Origin of the sequence: Nonomuraea sp. NPDC050556, from assembly GCF_044457355.1 — a bacterium.
Classification (GTDB): Bacteria; Actinomycetota; Actinomycetes; order Streptosporangiales; family Streptosporangiaceae; genus Nonomuraea.
This window is the reverse complement of sequence record NZ_JBITGU010000006.1, coordinates 556,834-578,210: the sequence shown is the minus strand read 5'-3', so window position 1 is coordinate 578,210 and position 21,377 is coordinate 556,834. Positions and strand designations below refer to the sequence as shown.

13 protein-coding genes are annotated in these 21,377 nt (G+C 72.1%); 9 read left to right on the top strand and 4 right to left on the bottom strand.

Annotation, left to right across the window (positions count from 1 at the left end; all coding sequences use genetic code 11):
* The first annotated feature begins 26 nt into the window (after positions 1 to 26).
* Positions 27 to 533: a pyridoxamine 5'-phosphate oxidase family protein gene (locus ACIBG8_RS49470; protein ID WP_397350302.1), complete on the top strand. Its 507-nt coding sequence runs from the start codon at positions 27 to 29 to the stop codon at positions 531 to 533.
* Here the strand turns inward: ACIBG8_RS49470 and ACIBG8_RS49465 are convergent.
* Positions 490 to 1,797 (bottom strand): FAD-dependent monooxygenase, encoded by a 1,308-nt coding sequence (locus tag ACIBG8_RS49465; protein ID WP_397350301.1) that lies wholly within the window; start codon positions 1,795 to 1,797, stop codon positions 490 to 492. The genes ACIBG8_RS49470 and ACIBG8_RS49465 overlap by 44 nt on opposite strands.
* 51 nt (positions 1,798 to 1,848) lie before the next feature.
* Between ACIBG8_RS49465 and ACIBG8_RS49460 the strand changes: the two genes are divergently transcribed.
* From ACIBG8_RS49460 to ACIBG8_RS49450, 3 genes are read left to right on the top strand one after another with little or no spacing between them, the layout of a single operon-like run.
* Positions 1,849 to 2,043, top strand: a complete 195-nt coding sequence (locus ACIBG8_RS49460) for a hypothetical protein (RefSeq protein ID WP_397350300.1) — start codon at positions 1,849 to 1,851, stop codon at positions 2,041 to 2,043.
* A gap of 3 nt (positions 2,044 to 2,046) precedes the next feature.
* Positions 2,047 to 2,490, top strand: a complete 444-nt coding sequence (locus ACIBG8_RS49455; RefSeq protein ID WP_397350298.1) for a Clp protease N-terminal domain-containing protein — start codon at positions 2,047 to 2,049, stop codon at positions 2,488 to 2,490.
* A gap of 25 nt (positions 2,491 to 2,515) precedes the next feature.
* On the top strand, positions 2,516 to 4,084 hold the full coding sequence (locus ACIBG8_RS49450; RefSeq protein WP_397350297.1) for a CocE/NonD family hydrolase: 1,569 nt from the start codon (positions 2,516 to 2,518) through the stop codon (positions 4,082 to 4,084).
* Here ACIBG8_RS49450 and ACIBG8_RS49445 read toward each other — a convergent pair.
* Positions 4,049 to 4,282: a LapA family protein gene (locus ACIBG8_RS49445; protein ID WP_397350296.1), complete on the bottom strand. Its 234-nt coding sequence runs from the start codon at positions 4,280 to 4,282 to the stop codon at positions 4,049 to 4,051. The genes ACIBG8_RS49450 and ACIBG8_RS49445 overlap by 36 nt on opposite strands.
* A 51-nt stretch (positions 4,283 to 4,333) precedes the next feature.
* Here ACIBG8_RS49445 and ACIBG8_RS49440 point away from each other — a divergent pair, with 51 nt between their 5' ends.
* The 5 genes from ACIBG8_RS49440 (at position 4,334) to ACIBG8_RS49420 (ending at position 19,891) form a co-directional block, all read left to right on the top strand.
* Positions 4,334 to 5,533 (top strand): MFS transporter, encoded by a 1,200-nt coding sequence (locus ACIBG8_RS49440; protein WP_397350295.1) that lies wholly within the window; start codon positions 4,334 to 4,336, stop codon positions 5,531 to 5,533.
* Between the two features lie 150 nt (positions 5,534 to 5,683).
* Positions 5,684 to 6,244 (top strand): dihydrofolate reductase family protein, encoded by a 561-nt coding sequence (locus tag ACIBG8_RS49435; RefSeq protein WP_397350294.1) that lies wholly within the window; start codon positions 5,684 to 5,686, stop codon positions 6,242 to 6,244.
* Positions 6,245 to 6,450: 206 nt separating this feature from the next.
* Complete coding sequence (locus tag ACIBG8_RS49430; RefSeq protein ID WP_397350293.1) at positions 6,451 to 10,848, top strand: amino acid adenylation domain-containing protein; 4,398 nt, start codon at positions 6,451 to 6,453, stop codon at positions 10,846 to 10,848.
* Positions 10,845 to 18,995 carry an amino acid adenylation domain-containing protein gene (locus ACIBG8_RS49425; protein WP_397350292.1) on the top strand — a complete coding sequence of 2,717 codons (8,151 nt, stop codon included), beginning with the start codon at positions 10,845 to 10,847 and terminating at the stop codon, positions 18,993 to 18,995. Before ACIBG8_RS49430 ends, ACIBG8_RS49425 begins: the two co-directional genes overlap by 4 nt.
* Positions 18,992 to 19,891, top strand: a complete 900-nt coding sequence (locus tag ACIBG8_RS49420; RefSeq protein WP_397350291.1) for a threonine/serine dehydratase — start codon at positions 18,992 to 18,994, stop codon at positions 19,889 to 19,891. The genes ACIBG8_RS49425 and ACIBG8_RS49420 overlap by 4 nt, the downstream gene beginning before the upstream one ends.
* Here ACIBG8_RS49420 and ACIBG8_RS49415 read toward each other — a convergent pair.
* Both ACIBG8_RS49415 and ACIBG8_RS49410 read right to left on the bottom strand, forming a co-directional pair.
* A complete protein-coding gene (locus tag ACIBG8_RS49415) occupies positions 19,888 to 20,829 on the bottom strand; it encodes a zinc-binding dehydrogenase (protein ID WP_397350290.1) in 942 nt (313 codons plus the stop codon). The genes ACIBG8_RS49420 and ACIBG8_RS49415 overlap by 4 nt on opposite strands.
* 45 nt (positions 20,830 to 20,874) lie before the next feature.
* A complete protein-coding gene (locus tag ACIBG8_RS49410) occupies positions 20,875 to 21,342 on the bottom strand; it encodes a carboxymuconolactone decarboxylase family protein (RefSeq protein ID WP_397350289.1) in 468 nt (155 codons plus the stop codon).
* Positions 21,343 to 21,377: the final 35 nt, after the last annotated feature.

The window sequence follows — 21,377 nt, the reverse complement described above, 5'->3', positions numbered from 1 at the left end:
TGCTCCGTTCGCTGGTCTATCCGGGCATGACGACTCCCATCACGAACCTGGACATGTCCTTCAGCGGCGACGGCGCCACGGCGGTGCCGTGGGAACGGGCCGTCGGGCTGCTGGAGGAGGCGCGGATCTTCTGGCTCACGACCGTGCGGGCCGACGGCCGCCCGCACGTCACCCCGCTGATCGCGCTCTGGCAGGACGGTGCGATGCACTTCTGCACCGGGCCGGACGAGCAGAAGGCCAGGAACCTGGAGCAGAACCCCCACGTCGTCCTCGTCACCGGCACCAACGCCTACGACGCGGGCGTCGACCTGGTCATCGAGGGTCAGGCGGTACGGATCACCGACGAGGAGCGGCTGCGGCGGCTGGCTGGGGGGTGGGAGGGCAAGTACGGCAAGGAGTGGCATTTCGACGTGCGCGACGGCGCGTTCACGGCCGACGGCGTACGGCGGGCGCTGGTGTTCGAGGTCGCCCCGGTCAAGGCGTTCGGCTTCAGCAAGGGCGAGCCGTTCGGCCAGACGCGCTGGCGGTTCTGACGCACCAGCGGTCGAGCGCCGCATCCGCCTCCTCTGCGGGGCCCTCCCAGGCGACGATCCCGTCGGGACGCACCAGCACGGCGTCGCCCGGCGCCTCGACCACGTCCACGTCGTAGTCCGCGGCGAGCGCGGGCGCGCTGGTGACCAGCACCGCGCGCGCCGACCGCCCGGCGGCGGGCGAGACCGGGTGGAAGCGGCCGAACGCCGAGTCCGCGCTGTAGAGGAGCTCGCTCAGCTCGCTCGACGGCTCGCCGTACTGCAGCAAGGACGTCGCCAGGGCGCGCACGTCGCCGTCCACGACGCCGTTGAGCAGCTCCTGCAGCCGCGTCTGGGCCAGTGTGCCGACCCCGACCGGGTGCCGCTCGTCGTGGTAGGTGTCCAGGAACCGCTCCCCGGCCAGCTTCCAGCCGAGGTTGACCGCGTCGAGCAGCCCGACGTTGAGCGCGGACCCTCCGGCGGGGAACAGGTGCGCCGCGTCCCCGGCCAGGAACACCCGCCCTTCGCGGTACCGGTCGGCGAGCCGCGCCTGCGACACCGTCCTGGACAGCCAGATCGGCTCACCGCAGTCCAGCGGTGAGCCGCTGACCCGCAGGTAGGCGTCCTTGAGCTCGGCCACGGTCAGCGGCGTGTCCATGTCCACCGAGGCCTCCTCGCGCACCCCGATGATCGCCACCCCCGGCTGAAGCGAGGTCACGATGACGGCTCCGCGCGGCGTGCGCACCCAGTCGGAGGTCGGCGGCGCGTCCTCGACCCTGAAGTGCCCCATCCTGAGCAGCTCGCTGCCCGTGTCGCCGGGGAAGCCGATCCCGGCCAGCTCGCGCACCGTGCTGCGCCCGCCGTCACAGCCGACCAGGTAGTCGGCGCGCACGTCCGAGGTGCCGTGGACGGTGATGCCGGTGGCGTCCTGCGTGAAGCCCGTCACCTCGTGGCCGCGCCTGATCTCCACGCCCAGCTCGGTGACCCACGCGGTGAGCCGGCGCTCCAGCTCGGGCTGCTGGATCAGCAGCACCCGCATGGGCCGGTCGAGCGTGACCTGCACGGGCCCGAACCGCCACGAGGGCACGGGGAACGCGTCGCCGAGCCGTTCCAGCAGCCCGCGGTACTCCAGGAGGTCCACGACGCGCCCGCCTAGCCCGTTGGCCCTGGGCAGCGCGCTGGGCTCGGCGCGCCGTTCGAGGATGAGGGGATTGGCTCCCGCCAGCTTGAGTTCGCCCGCGAGCATCAGCCCGACAGGCCCTGCACCTGCGACAACGATGTTGGTCATGGCGTCAGGCTAGATTGACAAAGAGAGTCCTGTCAATCTAGCCTGACAGGCGTGGAGCTTTCTGAACGCATCAGATCCCAGGACCCGGCGGTCTGCCTCAGGGCCGTCGGCGCGCTGCACCGGCTGGCCGAGCAGGTCGAGGCCAACTCGGTCGCGCTGGCCAGGGAGCAGGGCTGGACCTGGGAACAGATCGGCGACGCCCTGGGCATGTCACGGCAGTCGGTACACGCCAAATACGGGAAGTGAGTCATGAGACCTTTCGCGAAAGTGATCAAGGCGGCGCAGGAAGAGGCGCGCAGGCGCGGCGACCGGCGGATCAGCACGGAGCACCTGCTGCTGGGCCTGCTCACCGACGAGCAGGTGGCCGAGGCGCTCGGCACCGACCTGCCCGCGGCCCGCGCCGCGCTCGACGGGCTCGACAACGACGCGCTGGCCGCGATCGGCCTGGACACGACCGGATTCGAGCCGGTCGCGGCCAAGCACCCGGCCGTGTCGATCAGCAGGCTCTCGACGGGCGCGCGCGCCGCGGTGGACCGGTGCGTGAAGGCGACCAGCGTCCGCACCAGGAGCTGGGCGCCCGCCTACCTGCTGATGGAGCTGTTGAAGGCAGAACAGCCAGACCCGGTGGCGGCGTTGCTGGCCAAGCTCGACGTCGACCGCGCCGCCGTACGAGCTCGGCTGCTGGACGGATAGCGCTGACAACCCGTAGGAAGGGGGAATGACCTTCCTGAGCCGTTTCGCCGCCGGTCGTCTTGGTCTGGGGCCCGCCACGCAGAAGGTGCGCGTCGAGCGTGATCTGCGGACCACGATGCCCGACGGCGTCGTCCTGCTCGCGGACCGCTACTTCGCTCCGGCCGCGCCGGGTCAGCCGCTGATCCTCATCCGCTCGCCGTACGGCAGGCGGTCCGTCGCGGGCCTGCTGGCCAGGATCATCGCCGAGCGCGGCTTCCAGGTGCTGATGCAGAGCACCCGCGGCACCCGCGACTCGGGCGGGGTGTTCGTCCCGTTCGCGCATGAGCGAGAGGACGGGCTGGCCACCATCGACTGGGTGCTCAAGCAGCCCTGGTACGGCGGGCGCCTGGCCACCTTCGGCCCCAGCTACCTGGGCAACGTGCAGTGGGCGGTGTGCGACTCCCCGGAGATCGTGGCGATGGCCGCGCAGGTCACCTCCGCCACCTTCGAGCCGACGATGTACCAGGGCGGCGGGTTCTCGCTGGACGACGCCTTCCTCTGGGCGGCCAACCAGGAGCACGTCATGGGGGTGCTCAACCCGCGCAGGTTCGGCTTCAACGACCGGGTGCGCCGCCGCTTCCTGGACCTGCCGCTGTCGTCGGTGGGGCGGGACATCTCCGGCAAGCAGTACGCGTGGCTCGGCCGCTGGCTGGACCGCGACGCCGGCTACTGGGCGGGCTGCGACCACCGGCCCCTCGTCGCCGGAACCACGGCGCCGATGCACATCACCACCGGCTGGTACGACTTCGCGCTGCCGCAGACCATGGCCGACTACGCGACGCTCGTCGCGGCCGGGCGCCGGCCGCACCTCACGATCGGGCCGTGGTGGCACGGGGACATGGGGATGTTCGGCATCGCGCTCGGCGAGAGCCTCGGCTGGTTCCGCTCCCACCTGCTGGACGACCCGTCCGGGGTGCGCGAGCTGCCGGTGCGGCTCTTCGTGACCGGGGCGGACGAGTGGCGCGAGTACCCGTCGTGGCCGTCCGGCCCGGAGCGCACCTGGTACCTGGGCCCAGCGCTGGCCGACGAGCCGGGCGAGGGCTCGGACTCCTACGTCTTCGACCCGGCCGACCCCACCCCGCTGCCCGGCGGGCCGCTGCTCAACTCGGACGGCAAGCCGGTCGTGGACAACCGCGCCCACGAGGAGCGCGCCGACGTGCTCGTCTACACCTCGGAGCCGCTTCCCGCCGACCTGGAGGCGATCGGGGCCGTGCGTGCCGACCTGGTGGTCCGTACCTCGCGTGAGCACGCCGACTTCGTGGTCAGGCTCTGCGACGTGCACCCGTCGGGGGAGTCGAGGAACGTGTGCGACGGCCTGGTCAGGACCTCAGGCTCGGGGACGCGCGAGGTCAGGGTCGAGCTGTGGCCCACCGCGCACCGCTTCGCGGCGGGGCACCGGCTGCGCGTGCAGGTCGCCAGCGGCGCGCACCCCCGCCTGGTGCGCAACCACGGCACGGGCGAGCCGCTCGGCACGGGCGTCGAGCTGCTGCCGTGCGAGGTCGAGGTGCTCCACACCTCGTCACTTACCGTCAGCCTTGGACTTCCTCCGGCCTAGCACGCCGATCAGGATCCCCACCACGACGCACGCGAGCAGCGTGATCCACATCGGCGCCTGGACCGCGATGAACGGCAGGTGCACCGTCGCCGTCTGCCCGTTCTGAAAGATGAAGATCACTATCAGGACGAGGAGCGCCAGGGCGACCCACACGCGCGGCGGCCAGTTCTTGATGTTCACATCCCCTTGCATACCCATCTGTGCAACGTTATCTTTGCAAAGGTTTCTTTGCACGAATGGGAGCTTCACATGTTTCGCTACCTCTGGGCCTCCGCTGCCGCCTCCAACCTCGCCGACGGGGTGCTGAAGGTCGGCGCACCGCTGCTCGCCGTCACGCTGACCCGCTCGCCCACGCTGGTGTCCCTGGTGAGCGTGGCCGTGACGCTGCCCTGGCTGCTCTGCACCCTGTACGCCGGAGCGCTCGCGGACCGCCTGGACCGTCGGCGGATCATGGTGATCGCCAACTGGCTGCGCGGCGGGGCGCTCGCCCTCACCGCTGTGGCGTCGCTGCTCGACTTCATGAGCCTGCCGCTCCTGCTGGTGGCGCTGCTGCTGTTCGGGGTGTGTGAGGTGTTCGCCGACACGGCGGCGCAGGCGGTGCTGCCGATGGTGGTCGAGCGCGAGCGCCTCGCCGCCGCCAACGGGCGCATCGTGGCCGCCCAGACGATCGGCGGCGACTTCCTCGGCGGGCCGCTCGCCGGTCTGCTGGTCGCGGTCCTGCCCACCGCCGTCTTCGGCGCTCCTGCGCTGCTCTACTCGGTGGCCGGGGCGCTCCTGCTGGGCATGCGTGGGCGGCGGTTCAGGCCCGAGGTGGTCTCCACCGCGCCGCTGCGGGTCGACATCAAGGAAGGGCTGTCGTACCTGTGGAACGACCGGGTCGTGCGGGCGCTGGCCATCGCCGCCGGGATGCTCAACACCGCCAACGCCGCGTTCTTCTCCGTCTTCGTGTTGTGGGCGGTGGGGCCCGAGTCCCGCATCGGGCTCACGTCGTCCGCCTTCGGCGTGGCCATGACGGTCCTGGCGGTCGGTGCCCTGCTCGGCTCGCTGTTCGTGGCCCGCTTCGCCGCGTGGGCGGGCGAGGGGCGGACGCTGGTGATCACCTGGCTGGGGAACAGCCTGCTGCTCCTCGTCCCCGTGGTGCTGCCCTCCGCCTACGCGTTGTTCCCCGCGGTGTTCCTCATCGGCATCACCGCCGCGTCTAGCAACGTCGTCGTGGTGTCGCTGCGCCAGCGCATCATCCCGTCCGCGCTGCTGGGCCGGGTCAACTCGGCCTACCGCCTGATCGGCGCGGGCGGCATGCCGCTGGGCGCCGCGGTGGGCGGCCTGCTCGCCGAGGTGTTCGGGCTGGTCGCGGTCTTCTACGCGGCCGTCGCGGTCTGCGTCCTCGCCGTCGCCGTCGCCCGCGCCGGTCTCAGGACCCGCGCGTTCGAGCCCGCCCTTGCCGCCTGACTCGCACCCTTGAGACGGTGTTGAGAGGTCTGTGAAACCCCGTCAACGCAGACTCGGGTCAGAAGCGAAAAACCGGCCCGAGGATGTGTAGAAAAATGGCGAACGGTTCCGACCTCCTGGTGACAAGCGTCCAAGAGAAAGAGCCAAGCCATGCGAAAGATCATCTTCTGGGTCCACGTCTCCGCCGACGGCTACATCTGCGGCCCGAACGGCGAGTTCGACTGGCCCGCCATCGGTCCCGAGCTCTTCGCCTACTCCGAGGCGCTCACCGAGCGGGTGGACACCTTCATCTATGGCCGTGTCGTGTGGGAGATGATGGCCTCCTACTGGCCTACTGCCGACGAGACCTCCACCGACAGCCACGACGTCAACTATGCGCCCGTCTGGCGCTCGACTCCCAAGATCGTCTTCTCCAACACGCTGGAGAAGGCCGACTGGGACGCCCGGGTGATCGGCGGGGACCTGGCCGAGCAGGTCGGCGAGCTGAAGCGGGAGCCGGGCAAGGACCTGTTGCTCACCGGCGGCGCCGAGCTGCCGGCGGCGCTCACCGACCTGGGGCTGATCGACGAGTATCACGTCGTCGTCCACCCGGTCGTGCTCGGCGGCGGCAAGCCGCTGTTCCCTGCTCGCGACGAGCGGGTGAACCTGCGGCTCGTCGACTCGCGGACCTTCGACGCGAAGACCGTCCTGCTGCACTACCAGCGCGCCTAGGCGCGTGTGACAGAACCGCGACAAAGAAATCGATCAAGGTCCTGCCGTCCGCAATGATCGCTATGTACTCTTTACCCGATAAGTCCGACGTAGCAGTCATTCGTGGTAAAACCACGCCCGCAATCACCTAAGGCAGACCGCTGATGGCGAGCACGGAACGGTCAACGGCGACCGGGACGATCGACACTCCACGTCGCGTCCACGAAATGATAGAAGCCCAAACCCGGCGAACCCCCGACCACCCCGCGGTGATCGCCGGAACCACCAGACTCACCTACGAAGAGCTGGACCACCGGGCTAACGATGTCGCCCGCACCCTGGTCACGCAGGGTGTGGGCCGAGGCGACCTGGTAGGCGTGTGCCTCCACCGGGACGACTGGCTCGTCCCCGCCCTGCTGGGCGTGTGGAAGGCGGGGGCGGCCTACGTCCCGCTCGATCCGGCCTACCCGGAGGAGCGCCTGCGGTTCATGACCGAGGACGCCCAGGTCACGACCGTCATCACCCAGGACACCCTGAAGAACCTGGCACAGGGGGAGCCCGTCCGCGTGGACGGCGACTCCACGGACGCCGCGTACGTGATCTACACCTCGGGCTCCACCGGCACCCCCAAGGGCGTCGTCGTCGAGCACCGCAACACCATGAACCTCCTGCGCTGGGAGGCGGAGCACTACACGGCTGAAGAGCTCGGCGGCATGCTGGCCACCGCGTCCATCTGCTTCGATCCGTCCGTCAGCCAGCTCTTCCTGCCGCTGGTCGCCGGGGGCACGGTCATCCTGGCCGACAACCTCCTGTCCCTGCCCACGCTCCCGGCCAGGGACGAGGTCACGACGGTCTACGGCGTCCCCTCGGCCCTCGCGGTGCTGCTCAAGGAGCCGCTCCCGGGTGGCGTCCGCGCGGTGTTCTCCGGCGGAGAGCCCCTGACCGCGGCCCTGGTGCGGCGCATCTACGCCAACCCGGGCGTGCGCAGGGTGCTCAACCTGTACGGACCGACCGAGTGCACCACCACGTGCGCCGTCGCCGAGATCCCCCGCGACTACGCGGGCGAGCCGTCCCTGGGCGGGCCCATCGCGGGCGCGATCTTCGACATCCGGGACGGTGAGCTGTGGATCAGCGGCCCGGTGGTGACGCGCGGTTACCTGCGCCAGCCGTTCGACGGCACCTACAGGACCGGTGACCTGGTCAAGGTGGTGGACGGCGAGCTGCGGTTCGCCGGTCGCGCCGACGACCAGGTGAAGGTCCGCGGCTACCGGGTGGAGCTGGGCGAGGTCGAGGCCACGCTGGCGGGCCACCCCGCGGTACGCCGGGCCACCGTGCTCGCCGAGAGGGACGCCGACGGCGTCGCCTACCTGGTGGGCCACGTCGAAGCGGCGGAGGTCACGGAGCCCGAGCTCAGGGCGTGGTTGCGGGAGCGGCTGCCCGACCACCTGATCCCGACCAGGATCGGCGTGGCCGACCTGTTGCCGCTCGGTCCCAACGGCAAGGTGGACAAGCGCGCCCTGCCCCGGCTGGGCGCGGCGAGAACGCGCGAGAAGCCGATGACCGCACCGCGCACCGACGACGAGCGCCTGGTGACCGAGGTGATCGCCGAGGTGCTCGGCCTGCCCGAGGTCGGCGTGCACGACCACTTCGCCGACCTGGGCGGCCACTCGCTGGCCGCGGCGCGGGTGGTCACGGAGCTGTCCCGCCGACTGGGCCACCCGGTCCCGCTGGCCGCCTTCCTGTCGCACCCCACCGCGGCCGGGCTGGCCGCGCACAGGGCCGAGGCCCCCGAGCTGGTACGGCGGGGCAGGACCACGCACCCGCTGACCGACATGCAGCGCGAGTTCTGGACCCTGACCAGGCTGCACCCTGACACCCCGGTCACCACCCTGGGCATCCGCTTCAGGATCGATAACACCGACCGCATTTCGGACGCCCTAAATGCGCTCGTGGCCGAGCACGAAGTGCTGCGCAGCACGGTTGAGGTGGGCCGGGACGGCGTGCCGTACGCCGTGGTCCACCCGCCGGTCCCGGTCCCGCTGGGACGGCACGCCAAGGGCGAGAACCCGGCCACCCACGTCTTCGACCTCACCTCCGAGGTGCCCCTGATGTGGGCCAGCCTGTGCGAGGACGAGCTGGTCGTCGTGGTCGACCACTTCGCCTTCGACGGCGCCTCGGTCGCGGTGCTCATGCGGGCGCTGGCCGGTGAGCCGGGCGAGGCGCCGGCCGTCCAGGTCGGTGACGTGGCCACGCAACAGCGGCAGGACCTCGACGGGCACAGGGAGTATTGGCGCCAGGAGCTGGACGGCGCCCCGGTGGCCGCCCCGCCGCCGGACGACCTGCGTTCCGCCAGGATCATCAGGAAGCTGCCCGACATCGAGGCGCTCGCCGAGCAGTGCGGCGCCACGCCCTACGCGGTCTGCCTGGCAGCCGTCGCCCTGGCGTCCGGCGAGCCCGACACGCTGGTCGGCGCGGTGGCCGCCCGCCGGGCGCGTACCGAGCTGACCGACGTCGTCGGCCCGCTCGTGGACACCCTCCCGATCCGCCTGCGCCCCACCGGCGACCTGACCTTCCAGGACCTCGTACGGCAGGCGGCGGAAGCCACCACGAGAGCGCTGATCCACCAGGAGATCCCGCCGGCCGAGCTCCCCAGGGCCCCGGTGCTGCTGGCGATGCAGCACGCCGACATCCCGGTGCGCCTGGACGGCGTGGAGCTGCTCACCGAGCTGGGCACCGGCGCGTCCGTCCACGAGCTCAGCGTGCTGGTCAACAGGACAGCCGAGGGCGCGGAGCTCCACCTGGAGTACGCGACGTCCCGCCTGGGGCGCAAGGACGCCGAGGCGTACATGGACCGGCTGCTGTGGTTCCTGCAGTCGGAGCCGGACAGCCGCCTCGAACTCGTCACTCCTGACGAGCGCGCCCTGCTGCTGGACCGCGCGGCGGGACCCGAGCTGCCCGACTTCCCGCCGACGGTCGTCCAGGCGCTGGCCGTACCCAGGAAGGGGACGGCCGCCATCGGCCCGGACGGGACCGAGCTCACCCACGCCGAGCTGGACGCCTGGTCGGCCAGGCTGGCGTCCGCGCTGGTGGAGCGCGGGGTGCGGCGAGGTGACGTGGTCGGCGTCCGCCTGCCGCGCGACCACCGGCTGCCCGTCGCCCTGCTGGCCGTGTGGCGAGCCGGAGCGGCGTACCTGCCGCTGGACCCGGACCACCCCGAGGACCGGCTGCGCTGGCTCGCCGAGGACGCCGGCGCCCGCCTGGTGCTGACGGCCGACGACCTGGGCGCGGTGGGCCAGGCGGCGTTGCCGCAGGTCGAACCGGGTGATCTGGCGTACGTGATCTACACCTCCGGCTCGACCGGCAAGCCCAAGGGCGTCGAGGTCACCCACGGCAACCTGGCCGCCTACGTGGCCGGGGTACGGGCGGAGCTGGGCCTGGACGAGAGCGTGGTCCACGCGGCCGTCGCGCCGCTGACCTTCGACATCTCGGTGACCGAGCTGTGGCTCACCCTGAGCACGGGCGGCACTGTCGTGGTCGTGGACAGGGAAACGGCCGTGGACGGGCACGCGCTCGCCGCGCGGATCGAGGCGAGCGGCGTCACGATGCTCGACCTGGTCCCCACCACCTACCGGATGCTGCTGGCCGCCGGGTGGCAGGGCGGCCCGGGCCTGCTGGCGATCGCCGGTGGGGAGAGCCTGGACCCGGCGCTGGCGGGGCAGATTCGCGAGCGGGTCGGCCAGCTCTGGAACGGCTACGGCCCCACGGAGGCCACGGTCGGCGTGACCCTGCACCGGGTCGGTGCCGACGAGCCGGGGCCCATCCCGATCGGGCGGCCGACACCGGGCGACCGGGTCTACGTGGTCGACCACGAACTCCGGCTGGTGCCGCCCGGCGCGATCGGCGAGCTGCTGATCGGTGGCGCGGGTGTCGCGCGCGGGTATCGCGGCAGGCAGGACCTCACGGCAGCCGCTTTCGCCGACGACCCGTTCGTGCCCGGCGGGCGCGTCTACCGGACCGGTGACCTGGTGCGGTGGCGGGAGGACGGTCGGCTGGAGTTCCACGGCCGCCGCGACCACCAGGTGAAGGTGCGCGGCTACCGGATCGAGCTCGGCGAGATCGAGGAGGTCCTGCGCGAGGTCGCCGACGGCGTGGTGACCGTGTCCGGCGAGGGCGCCCAGGCGCACCTGGTCGGGTACGTGACGGCCGACGCCGAAGGCGCCGAGCGGCACGTCAGGTCGCGCCTGCCGGGACACCTGGTGCCGCGCAGGTGGGTCGTGCTGCCCGCGCTGCCCACGCTGCCCAACGGCAAGGTCGACAGGTCGGCGCTGCCCGACCCCGGCGAGCCTCCGGCTGCGAGCAGGCGGGCGCTGAGCAGCGATCCGGAGCACCTCGTCGCCGAGGTCTGGTCGGCCGTCCTCGAACGGCCCGAGATCTGGGCGGACGACGATTTCTTCGCCCTTGGTGGGCACTCCTTCGCCGCGACCCGCGTGGTCGGGCGGCTTCACGAGACGTTGGCGCTGGCCGTACCGGTCAGGTTGCTCTTCGAGCGGCCGGTGCTGGCCGACTTCGCGTCGGGTCTGGAAGAACTTCTGGTCGCCGAGCTGATGGGCGGGAACGACGCATGACGGAAGTCTCTGAGGACCGGATCGCCGCAATGGTCCGGTCCCGATTCGCCGCGGCCAGAGCCGCCACACCGGCCGCCGGGATCCCGGCGCTCGGGGCGGCCGACATGCCGCTGTCCCCGGCGCAGGAACGGCTGTGGTTCCTGGCCCAGCTGGAGCCTGACTCGCCCGCGTACAACGTGCCGCTGGCGCTGAGGCTGAGCGGGCCGCTCGACGTCGAGGCCCTGACCAGCGCGGTCGCCGAGCTGGCCGAGCGGCACTGGGTCCTGCGCGGCGTGGTCGACGGCGACCGGGTACGCCCCGAGCCGCCTTCGGCGTTGCGCGTCGAGCTCGATCCAGAGTCGCTGGAGGAGTTCGCCTGGCGACCCTTCCGCCTCGACGCCGAGCCGCCCATGCGGGCCGCGCTGTTCCGGCTGGGCGGCGACGAGCACGTGCTGGCGCTCGTCGCCCACCACATCGCGACGGACGCCTGGTCGGAGCGGCTGCTGCTGCAGGACCTCGCCGCGCTGTACTCGGCGCGATTGGGGCTGGCGCCGGAGCCGCCCCTGCCCGCGCTGCAGTACGCCGACGTCGCCGCATGGGAGGCCGACCGGCCTGAGGGCGGCGACCTCGACTGGTGGACCCAGCGACTGGCCGGGCTCCCGCCGGTGCTCGACCTGCCGACCGCGCGCGTACGGCCGGCCGTACCCTCCTGGCAGGGGGACACGGTCGCGGTCGAGGTGCCCGAATCCCTCGCCGCCAAGGTGCGCGCTGTGCCGGGCATGACGCCGTTCATGGTGTTCATGGCCGGGCTGCAGGCGCTGCTCGCCCGGCTGTCGGGGAGCGACGACATCGCCGTCGGCGTCCCCCACGCGGGACGGCACCACCCGGACACCGAGCAGGTCGTCGGCTGCTTCATCAACACCCTGGTCGTGCGCACCGACACCTCGGGCGATCCGACCGGCGCCGAGCTGCTCGACCGGGTACGTACGGCCGCGCTGGACGCTTTCGCGCACGCCCGCACCCCGTTCGAGCGCATCGTCGAGCGGCTGCAGCCGGAGCGCAACCTGTCGGTCACCCCGCTGTTCCAGGTGATGCTCAACGTCTACGACGCGGGAGCGCCGATCACCCTGCCCGGTGTGGAGGTCGCGCAGGAGCCGCTGCCGTCGCCGACCGCCAAGTTCGACCTCAACCTCACCCTCGCCGACCACGGCGACCGCTTCGCCGGAGAGCTGCGCTACCGCACCGACCTGTACGACTCGACGGGTGCGAAGGAGCTGGTCGGCTGGTACCTGGCGCTGCTCGACACCCTGCTCGACGAGCCTGAAGCGCCGGTGCGCCTGCCAGCGGGCGCCGACCTGTGCGGGCCCGCGCACGAGCTGCCGACGGACGTGCCGCTGCACACGCTGATCGAGCGGGCGGCCGACGCGAACCCGGACGCCGTCGCGGTCGGCGACCTCACCTACGCCGAGCTGGACCGGCGCGCCAACCAGGTGGCCCACCACCTGCTGGGCAGCGGGGTGCGGCCGCAGGAGCCGGTCGGCGTGCTCATGGAGCGCCGCCCTGAGCTGGTCGTGGCCCTGCTCGGCGTGCTCAAGGCGGGCGCGGCGTACTTGCCGCTCGACCCGGTCTACCCGTCGCAACGCACCCAGGCGATCATCGAGGCCTCGGGCGCGCGGATCGTCCTGACCGACGGCCTTTTTCCGGATAAATCCGTTGATAGGCCTCAGGTTGCGGTCAGCCCCGACCACCTGGCCTACGTCATCTACACCTCGGGCTCCACCGGCGAGCCCAAGGGTGTCGCCGTCGAGCACCGGCAGATCGTCCACTACCTGGGCGCGGTCGCCGAACGCCTCCCCGAGGGCCTGACCTCCTTCGCCCTCGTCTCCACGCACGCGGCCGACCTCGGCCTGACCAACGTGCTCTGCGCGCTCACCACCGGCGCGACCCTGCACCTGATCGACCACGAGACCGCCACGGACCCCGAGGCCTACCTGGCCGCGCCCCGCGCGGACGCGGTCAAGATGGTGCCCAGCCAGCTCGAACTCCTCGGCACGGAATCGCTGCCGGACAAGCTGCTGATCCTGGCGGGCGAGGCGGTGCCGCAGGACCTGCTCGACCGGGTACGGCGGGCCAGGCCCGACCTGGCCGTGCAGATCCACTACGGGCCCACCGAGACCACCGTGTCCGTGCTGGCCTGCGACGCGGGCGAGGTGGCCTCGGGTACGGCGCCGCTGGGGCGTCCGCTGGCCGACGTCGTGTGCCGGGTGGTCGGCCCGTCCGGGCGGCCCGTGCCGTACGGCGTGCCTGGGGAGTTGTGGATCGGCGGGCCCAGCCTGGCCCGTGGTTACCTGGGACGCGCCGACCTGACCGCCGAGCGGTTCGTGGACGGCTGGTACCGCACGGGTGACCGGGTCAGGGTGAACCGCGACGGGCTGGTCGAGTTCCTGGGCCGGGTCGACGACCAGGTGAAGATCCGCGGGTTCCGGGTGGAGCTGGGGGAGATCGTCACCGCGTTGCGCTCGCTGGTGGACGAGGCCGTCGTGCTGCCGGTCGGTGAGGGGGCGCAGCGGCGGCTGGCGGCCTGGGTGACGCCTGCTTCCACCGATGTCTCCGGGCTTCGGGCGGCTTTGCGTGAGCGGCTGCCTGACTACATGGTTCCTGCGCGGATCGCCGTCATGGACGCTCTGCCGCTCACGCCGAACGGCAAGGTCGACCGGGCGGCGCTGCCTGCTCCGGAGAGCGCGCCCGACGTGCGGGTGCCGCTGGGGACGCCGCAGGAGCACCTGGTCGCCGAGGTGTGGGCGGAGGTGCTCGGTCTCGGCGAGGTGTGGGCGGACGACGACTTCTTCGCCCTGGGCGGGCACTCCTTCGCCGCCACCCGGGTGGCGGGGCGGTTGCGGGAGCGGTTGGGGGCTTCGCTGGCCGTACGGGTGCTGTTCGAGCATCCCGTGCTGGCCGACCTGGCCGCGCACCTGCCGACCTCCGGGTCCCACCGGCCTGTCACGCCGCTCGCGCCGGGCGCGTTGTCCGGGGCGCAGGCGAGGTTGTGGTTCCTCGCCCAGCTCGAACCTGACTCGGCTGCCTACAACGTCCCGCTGCCGCTCCGCCTGCGTGGGGAGCTCGACGTGGACGCTTTGCTGGGCGCGGTGCGCGACCTGGCCGAGCGGCACGAGGTCCTGCGCAGCGTGATCGACGACTCGGGCCCAGAACCCCGTCTCGTCGTACGGCCCGCAGCCGACGTGCCCATCTCGGTGCGCACGGCGGCGGACGCGCTCGGGTCGGCGGCCGACGTGCTCGTCTCTGCGCGGGCCGACGTCGAGGCTGCTGTTGCCGAGCAGCTTGCCACGCCGTTCGCGCTCGACAGGGAGCCGCCGATGCGGGCGGTGCTGTTCGTGGTGGGTGAGCGGGAGCACGTGCTGTCGCTGACCTTCCACCACATCGCCACCGACGCCTGGACGCGCGGCATCCTGCGGACGGAGCTGGCCGAGCTTTATGCGGCACGCCTGGGTCTGCGGCCTGCGCTGGATCCGCCCCCGGCGCAGTACGCCGAGGTGGCGCCGGGTCCTGATCTGGCCGATCTCGACTGGTGGGGTGAGCACCTGCGCGGCCTGCCGCCGGTCCTCGACCTGCCGACCGACCGGCCCAGGCCCGCGATCCCCGACCAGGGCGGCGCGTCGGTCGGGCTGGAGCTGACGCCGGAGCTCAGCGAGCGGGTCAGGTCCGTCGCGGCCTCCTACCGGGCCACGCCGTTCATCGTGCTCATGGCCGGGCTGCAGGCGTTGCTCGCCCGGCTGTCGGCCACCACCGACATCGCGGTCGGCGTGCCCGTCTCCGGGCGCGACCACCCGGGCACCGAGGGCGTGGTGGGGTGCTTCCTCAACACCGTCGTGGTCCGTACCGAGGTCGACGGCGACCCCACCGGCCACGACCTGCTGGCCAGGGTCAGGGAGAGCGCGCTGGGCGCGCTCGCGCACGCGGGAGCGCCGTTCGACCGGGTGGTCGACGTGCTGCGGCCGGAGCGCAACCTGTCGGCGACGCCGTTGTTCCAGGTGATGCTCAACTACGTCACCGACGCGGGCGCGCCCGATCTGCCCGGTCTGGAGACGAGCGAGATCCTGCTCGCCGAGCACAACGCGAAGTTCGACCTGAACTGGCATGTGATCGACGACGGTCCCGGTCGGCCGCTGCACGGCGGGCTCGCCTTCCGTACCGACCTGTTCGACGCGGGGACGGCTGCGAAGTTCACTGGCTGGTATCTGGCTTTGCTGGACGGCATGCTGGCCGACCTCGACACGCCTGTGGGTGCGGTGCCGCTGGAAGCGGTCACCGGTCCGATCCTGAGCGGCGGCCTTCCTGCCGGTGGAGTGGCTGGTGGTGTGGACGGCGGGGTGCATCGGCTCATCGAGCGGTGGGTGGACGCGACTCCTGACGCGCTGGCCGTCGTGGGTGGGGATCGGAGCCTGACCTACGCCGAGCTGGAGTCAGCGGCCAACGGGCTGGCCCACCGGCTGCTCGCCGAGGGGGTGCGTGCGGACGAGCCGGTCGGTGTCCTGCTGGAGCCGGGGGCGGAGCTGGCGTGCGCGTTGTTCGGCATCCAGAAGTCTGGCGGTGGATACCTGCCCATGGATCCGGCCTACCCGGCGGCGCGCATCGCCACGATGCTCGACGCGGCCGGGGTGCGGGTGGTGATCACCACAGCGGAGTTCCGCGGGTTGGTGGGTGCCGACCGCCGCGTCCTGGACGTCGCAGCCGGAGCTGGGCGGCCGGACGGTGGGGTTGGGCGGCCGGAGGTGGAGGTCAGCCCTGAGCAGTTGCATCACGTGATCTTCACGTCGGGCTCCACCGGCACGCCGAAGGCCGTTGCCGTCGAGCATCGCAGTGTCGTCAACTACCTGGGCGGCATGCTGCCCCGCATCGACGTCCCCGGCGGCTCCTACGCCGTGGTCTCGACCCCCGCCGCCGACTTCGGGCTCACCTGCGTGTTCGGCGCGCTCACCACGGGCGGGACCGTGCACCTGGTGCCGCGCGAGACCGCGATGGACCCGGGCGCCTTCGCCGCCTACCTCGCCGAGCACCACGTCGACGTGGTCAAGTGCGTGCCCAGCCACCTGGAGCTGCTGGCCTCGGGCGGGGATCTGCCCGCCGTACTGCCGGGGAAGCTGCTGATCCTCGCGGGCGAGGCCTGCCCGTGGGACCTCGTGGAGCGGGCCAGGGCGGCACGGCCGGGCCTGCGCATCCAGAGCCACTACGGGCACACCGAGTCCACGATGATCTGCCTGGTCTGCGACACCGAGGAGGTGCCGGTCGCCCGGCGCACCGGGATCGTGCCGCTGGGCCGCCCGCTGCCCGGGGTGTACGGGCATCTGGTGGACGCGCGCATGCGTCCCGTGCCGCCGGGGGTTCCCGGCGAGCTGGTCGTCGGCGGGCCGGGGATCACCCGGGGGTACATCGGGCTGCCGGAGCTGACGGCGGAGCGGTTCGTGCCCGACCCGCTGACCGGCTCAGGGCGTTGCTACCGCAGTGGTGACCTGCTGCGGATCGCCGCCGACGGGCAGGTGGAGTTCCGCGGGCGGGTGGACGACCAGGTCAAGGTGCGGGGCTACCGGGTCGAGCTGGGCGAGATCGTCACGGCTCTGCGCGAGCTGGTCGCCGAGGCCGTCGTGCTTCCCGTCGGCGAGGGGTCGCAGCGGCGGCTGGCCGCGTGGGTGACACCCGCATCCGCCGATATTTCGGGACTCAGGGCGGCGTTGCGTGAGCGGCTGCCCGACTACATGGTGCCCGCGCAGATCGTCGCGATGGAACGGCTGCCGCTGAACCCCAACGGCAAGATCGACAGAGCCGCGCTGCCCGAACCGGTGATGGAGGCAGCCATCTTCGTGCCTCCCTCGACGGCCGCCGAGGAGCTCGTCGCCAACGTCTTCTCGCGGGTACTCGAGGTGGCTGAAGTCGGCGCACAGGACGACTTCTTCGCCCTCGGCGGAGACTCCTTCGCGGCCGTGCGGGCGGTCAAGGAGATCGGCGGCGGGCTGCGGGTCATCGACCTGTTCACCCGGCCGGTCGTCGCCGACCTGGCGGCGTTCCTGTCCGCCGACGGCGGCGGCGGGCTGCTGCACCGGCTCGGCGGCAGCCGTACCAGCGAGTTCACCCTCGTGTGCGTGCCGTACGGCGGCGGGTCTGCCGCGGTCTACCAGCCGCTCGCCTGGGCGCTCGGCGACCGGGTCGAGGTGCTGTCCGCCGAGCTGCCCGGCCACGACCCAGCGCGTCCCGACGAGCTGCCGCTGCCGGTGGACGAGCTCGTCGAGCTGCTGGCCGCCGAGGTCCCCAAGGACGGGCCGGTGGCGATCTACGGTCACTGCGTCGGCTCGGCGCTCGCCGTGGCGCTCGCACGCAAGCTGGAGTCTGACGGCGTGTCCGTCCTCGGCGTGATCGCCGGAGGCAGCTTCCCCACGGCCAGGCTGCCCGGACTCGGCAGGTTCCGCAGCGACAAGTGGACCTCGGACAAGCTGTTCCGCGACGCCCTGCGCGCCACGGGCGGGCTCATGGACGACATGGACGAGGCGGCCAAGCAGGCGGCGGTCCGTGCGATGCGCCACGACGCCGACCAGGCCCGCGCGTGGTTCAGCCGCGAGCTGGCCGCCTCCCCGGCCCCGCTCAAGGCCCCGATGCTGGCCGTCGTGGGGGAGCGGGACCGCGCCACCGAGCTCTACCAGGAGCGCTACCAGGAATGGGCGGCCTTCGCGCCGCGCGTGACCTTCGACGTGCTGCCCAGGGCTGGCCACTACTTCCTGCGCCACCAGGCGGAACCGCTGGCCGCGATGGTGCTCGCCCACCTGGACCAGTGGGCCTCCGGCGAGCTGCCCCAGGTGGTGAAACCGGCCGAGAAGACCAGCCTGCGGCCCTTCTACACGGTCGCGGCAGGGCAGTTCACCTCGGCGGTCGGCACCGCGCTGAGCTCGTTCGCGCTCGGCGTCTGGGCCTACCAGAGCAGCGGCAGGATCCTCGACCTCGCGCTCATCGTGATGTTGTCGCAGATCCCGACCGTGCTGCTCACCCCGCTGGGCGGCGCGCTGGCCGACCGGATCGACCGGCGCAAGGTGATGCTGGCCTGCGACGCGATCTCCGGCCTGGCCATGGCGGCGCTGGTGTTGCTGCTGGTCACCGACGGGCTGGCGCTGTGGAACGTCTGCGTGATCGTCGCCGTCACCTCGATGGTCACCGCGTTCATGCAACCCGCCTACCTGGCCGCGATCGCGCAACTCGTGCCCAAGCCCTACTTGCCGCAGGCCAACGCGGTCGCCAACCTCGGCTTCGGCATCGGCACCGTGGTGGCGCCGCTGGCCGGTGGCGCGCTCATCGGCCTGTTCGGGCTGTCCACCGTGGTGGCGATCGACGTGGCCACGTTCGCGGTCGGCGTGCTCACACTTCTGGCCGTACGGTTCCCCAACCGGTTGTTCCACCGGCAGGAGGAGACGTTCAGGGCGGCGCTGACCGGCGGGTGGCGGTTCATCACCCGGCGCAGGCCGCTGCTGGTGATGGCGCTCTACTTCGCCGTGGTCAACTTCTGCACCGCGCTCATGTGGGTGCTGATCACCCCGGTCGTCCTCGCCCTCGGCTCGGCCACCGACCTGGGCGCGGTGACCGCCGTCGGCGGCGTCGGCGCTGCCGTCGGCACCGGGATCGTGCTGGTGTGGGGCGGCACCAGGCGGCGGGCGCTGGGCATGGTCGGGTTCGTGGTCGGATCCGGGCTCGGCGTGGTGCTCATGGGCGTCTGGCCGGCGCTATGGCTCGTGGGCCTGGGGTTGTTCGTCCGGCTGGCGTGCATGAGCATCGGCAACGCGCACTGGCTGTCGATCATCCAGGTGAAGGTGGGGCCCGAGCTGCAGGGGCGGGTGCTGGCGGTCAACGTCATGCTGGCCACCGCGATGCAGCCGATCGGGTTCCTCACCGCGGGGCCGCTGGCCGACTGGGCCCAGCCGTACACGCCGGGGCCAGGACGGGGAGCGGCGCTGGTGCTCCTGGTCAGCGGGGTCGTCCTGGTCGTCTGGGGGCTGATCGGCCTGCGGCTGCGCGCCCTGCGCAACCTGGAGGACCTGGTCCCCGACGCCGCGCCGCCGCCCGAGGCGTCCGCCGACCTGGACGCCATCCAGGACCGGGTGCTGGCCTCATGAACCTCGTCACCGCGACGGACGTCGTTTCCGCCGCTGCCAAGATCGCGCCGTTCATCCAGCAGACCCCGCTCCTGCACCTGCCCGGGGAGCGGCTCTGGATCAAGGCCGAGAACCGGCAGCCGACCCGCTCGTTCAAGGTGCGCGGCGCGCTGAACGCCGTGGGACGGCTGGCCGAGCAGGGCGCCGGGCACGTCATCGCGCAGTCGTCAGGCAACCACGCGCAGGCCGTGGCCTACGCGGCCGGACGGCTCGGGCTGCGCGTCACGGTCGTGCTGCCGGACACGGCGCCCTCGCTGAAGGTGGACGCGGCACGCGGGCTCGGCGCCGAGGTCGTCGTGGTGCCCCCGGCGCTGCGCGAGGTCACGTGTACGGCGCTGGCCGACCATCTGGGCGCCGCCGTGGTCCGTTCCGATGACTTCGACACCATCGCCGGGCACGCGGGGATCGGCGCGGAGATCGCCGCCGAGCTGCCCGGCGTCGCCACGATCCTCGTGCCGGTCTGCAACGGCGGCCTGCTCGCGGGCGTCGCCGTCGCGGCCAAGGCGGCGAACCCGGCGATCACCGTGATCGGCGTCGAACCCGCGCTGGCCGCCGACGGCCAGGCCAGCTTCCGCGCGGGTCACCGCGTCACCTGGCCGGTCGAGGACACCTACAGGACGGTCGCCGACGGCCTCCGCGCCCCCGTCCTGGGGGCGCTGGCCTGGGAGCACATCCGCCTCCACGTGGACGACATGCTGACCGTGACAGAGGACGCCATCGTGGCGGCGATGGACCTGCTGTCGGCCAAGGTCGGCGAGCGCGCCGAGCCCAGCGGAGCCGTCACCACCGCCGCCTACCTCACCCACGACCTTCCCCCTGGCCCGGTCGCCGCCGTCCTCAGCGGCGGCAACATCTAGGGGATCAGGACGACCTTGCCCGTCGTCCGCCGCGCCGCCAGCGCCTCGTGCGCGGCGGCCGCCTCGGCGAGCGGGAACGTCTGTACGGCGGGCACCAGGCGTCCCTCGGCAGCGGCGGCCAGGGAGGCGGCGGCGAAGCGCGGCACGTCCTCCCACCGCTCCAGCAGGAGCAGCAACGCGTTGGTGACCGAGATGCCGCGCTCGGGCACCGGCGCGTAACCCTCCTGGGAGGCGTCGCCGATGCTGAGGTAGCGCCCGCCGTCCACGAGGGTAGAGTAGGCCGCGCGTGCCTTCTCACCGCCGACGCCGTCGAGCACGACGGTCGGCTCCAGCCCCTTCTCCCAGGACGGCTCGTTGTAGTCCACGGCCACGTCGGCGCCGAGCTCGCGGACGGCGGCCACCTTGGCCGGTCCGCCCGCCGCGCCGATCACCGTCGCTCCGAGGCCCTTGGCGTACTGCACGAGCAGCCGCCCGATCCCGCCCGCCGCGCTCGTGACGAGGACGACGTCGTCCGGGGTGAGCCGGGCGACGTCCAGGAACTGCAGCGTCGTGGTGCCCGTGACGATCATCGCCACGGCGGTCTCGTGGCTGAGGCCTTCGGGAACCGGGTACAGGGCGGCGAGGTCGGCGACCGCGAGCTCCGCGTACCCGCCCGGCTTTCCGGCGTTGGTCACCACGTCGCGCCCGATCCAGGAGGCGTCCACCCCGGGCCCGACGGAGTCCACGGTTCCCGACACCTCCCCGCCGAAGATCGACGGGAGCTCGGGCAGCGGCGGCAGGGCACCGGTCATGCCCTGCCGCATCATCGTCTCGACCAGGTGCACACCGATCGCCTTGACGACGATGCGCACCTGGCCGGGACCCGGTTCCGGGTCGGGGACCGTCTCGTACCGGAAGTTCGACGCGGGACCGAAGGAGTGCAGGACGACAGCTTTCATGGTCCCCACTCTGATACTTGAACCTAACTTGAGGTCAAGTGCGCTCTAGCCCCACTGGCCGGGCTGGTAGTCGCCGGCGGGAATCTGCGCGAGGACGTTCAGCCGGTTGTAGGCGTTGATGAGCGCGACCATCGAGATCAGCGCGGCGAGCTGGTCCTCGTCGAAGTGCTTGGCGGCGTTCGCCCACGCCTCGTCGCTGACACCGGCGCCGTCCGCGATGCGGGTGCCCTGCTCGGTCACCTCGAGGGCGGCGCGCTCGGCGTCGGTGAAGACCTTCGCCTCGCGCCAGGCGGCGATCAGGTTGAGCCAGGTGGCCTCGGCGCCGGTGTGCGCGGCGTCCTTGGTGTGCATGTCGAGGCACATGGCGCAGCCGTTGATCTGGCTGGCGCGGATCTTCACCAGGTCCTGGATCCTGACGGGCAACGCGTCGGCCAGGGCCATGCCCGCTGAGTTGATGTACTTCGTGAACTTGGCCGAGACGGCGCTGCCGTAGTAGTTGAACCGTGCTTCCATGATGAGCTCCTTGCCTGCTGTGTGGTTACACCCCC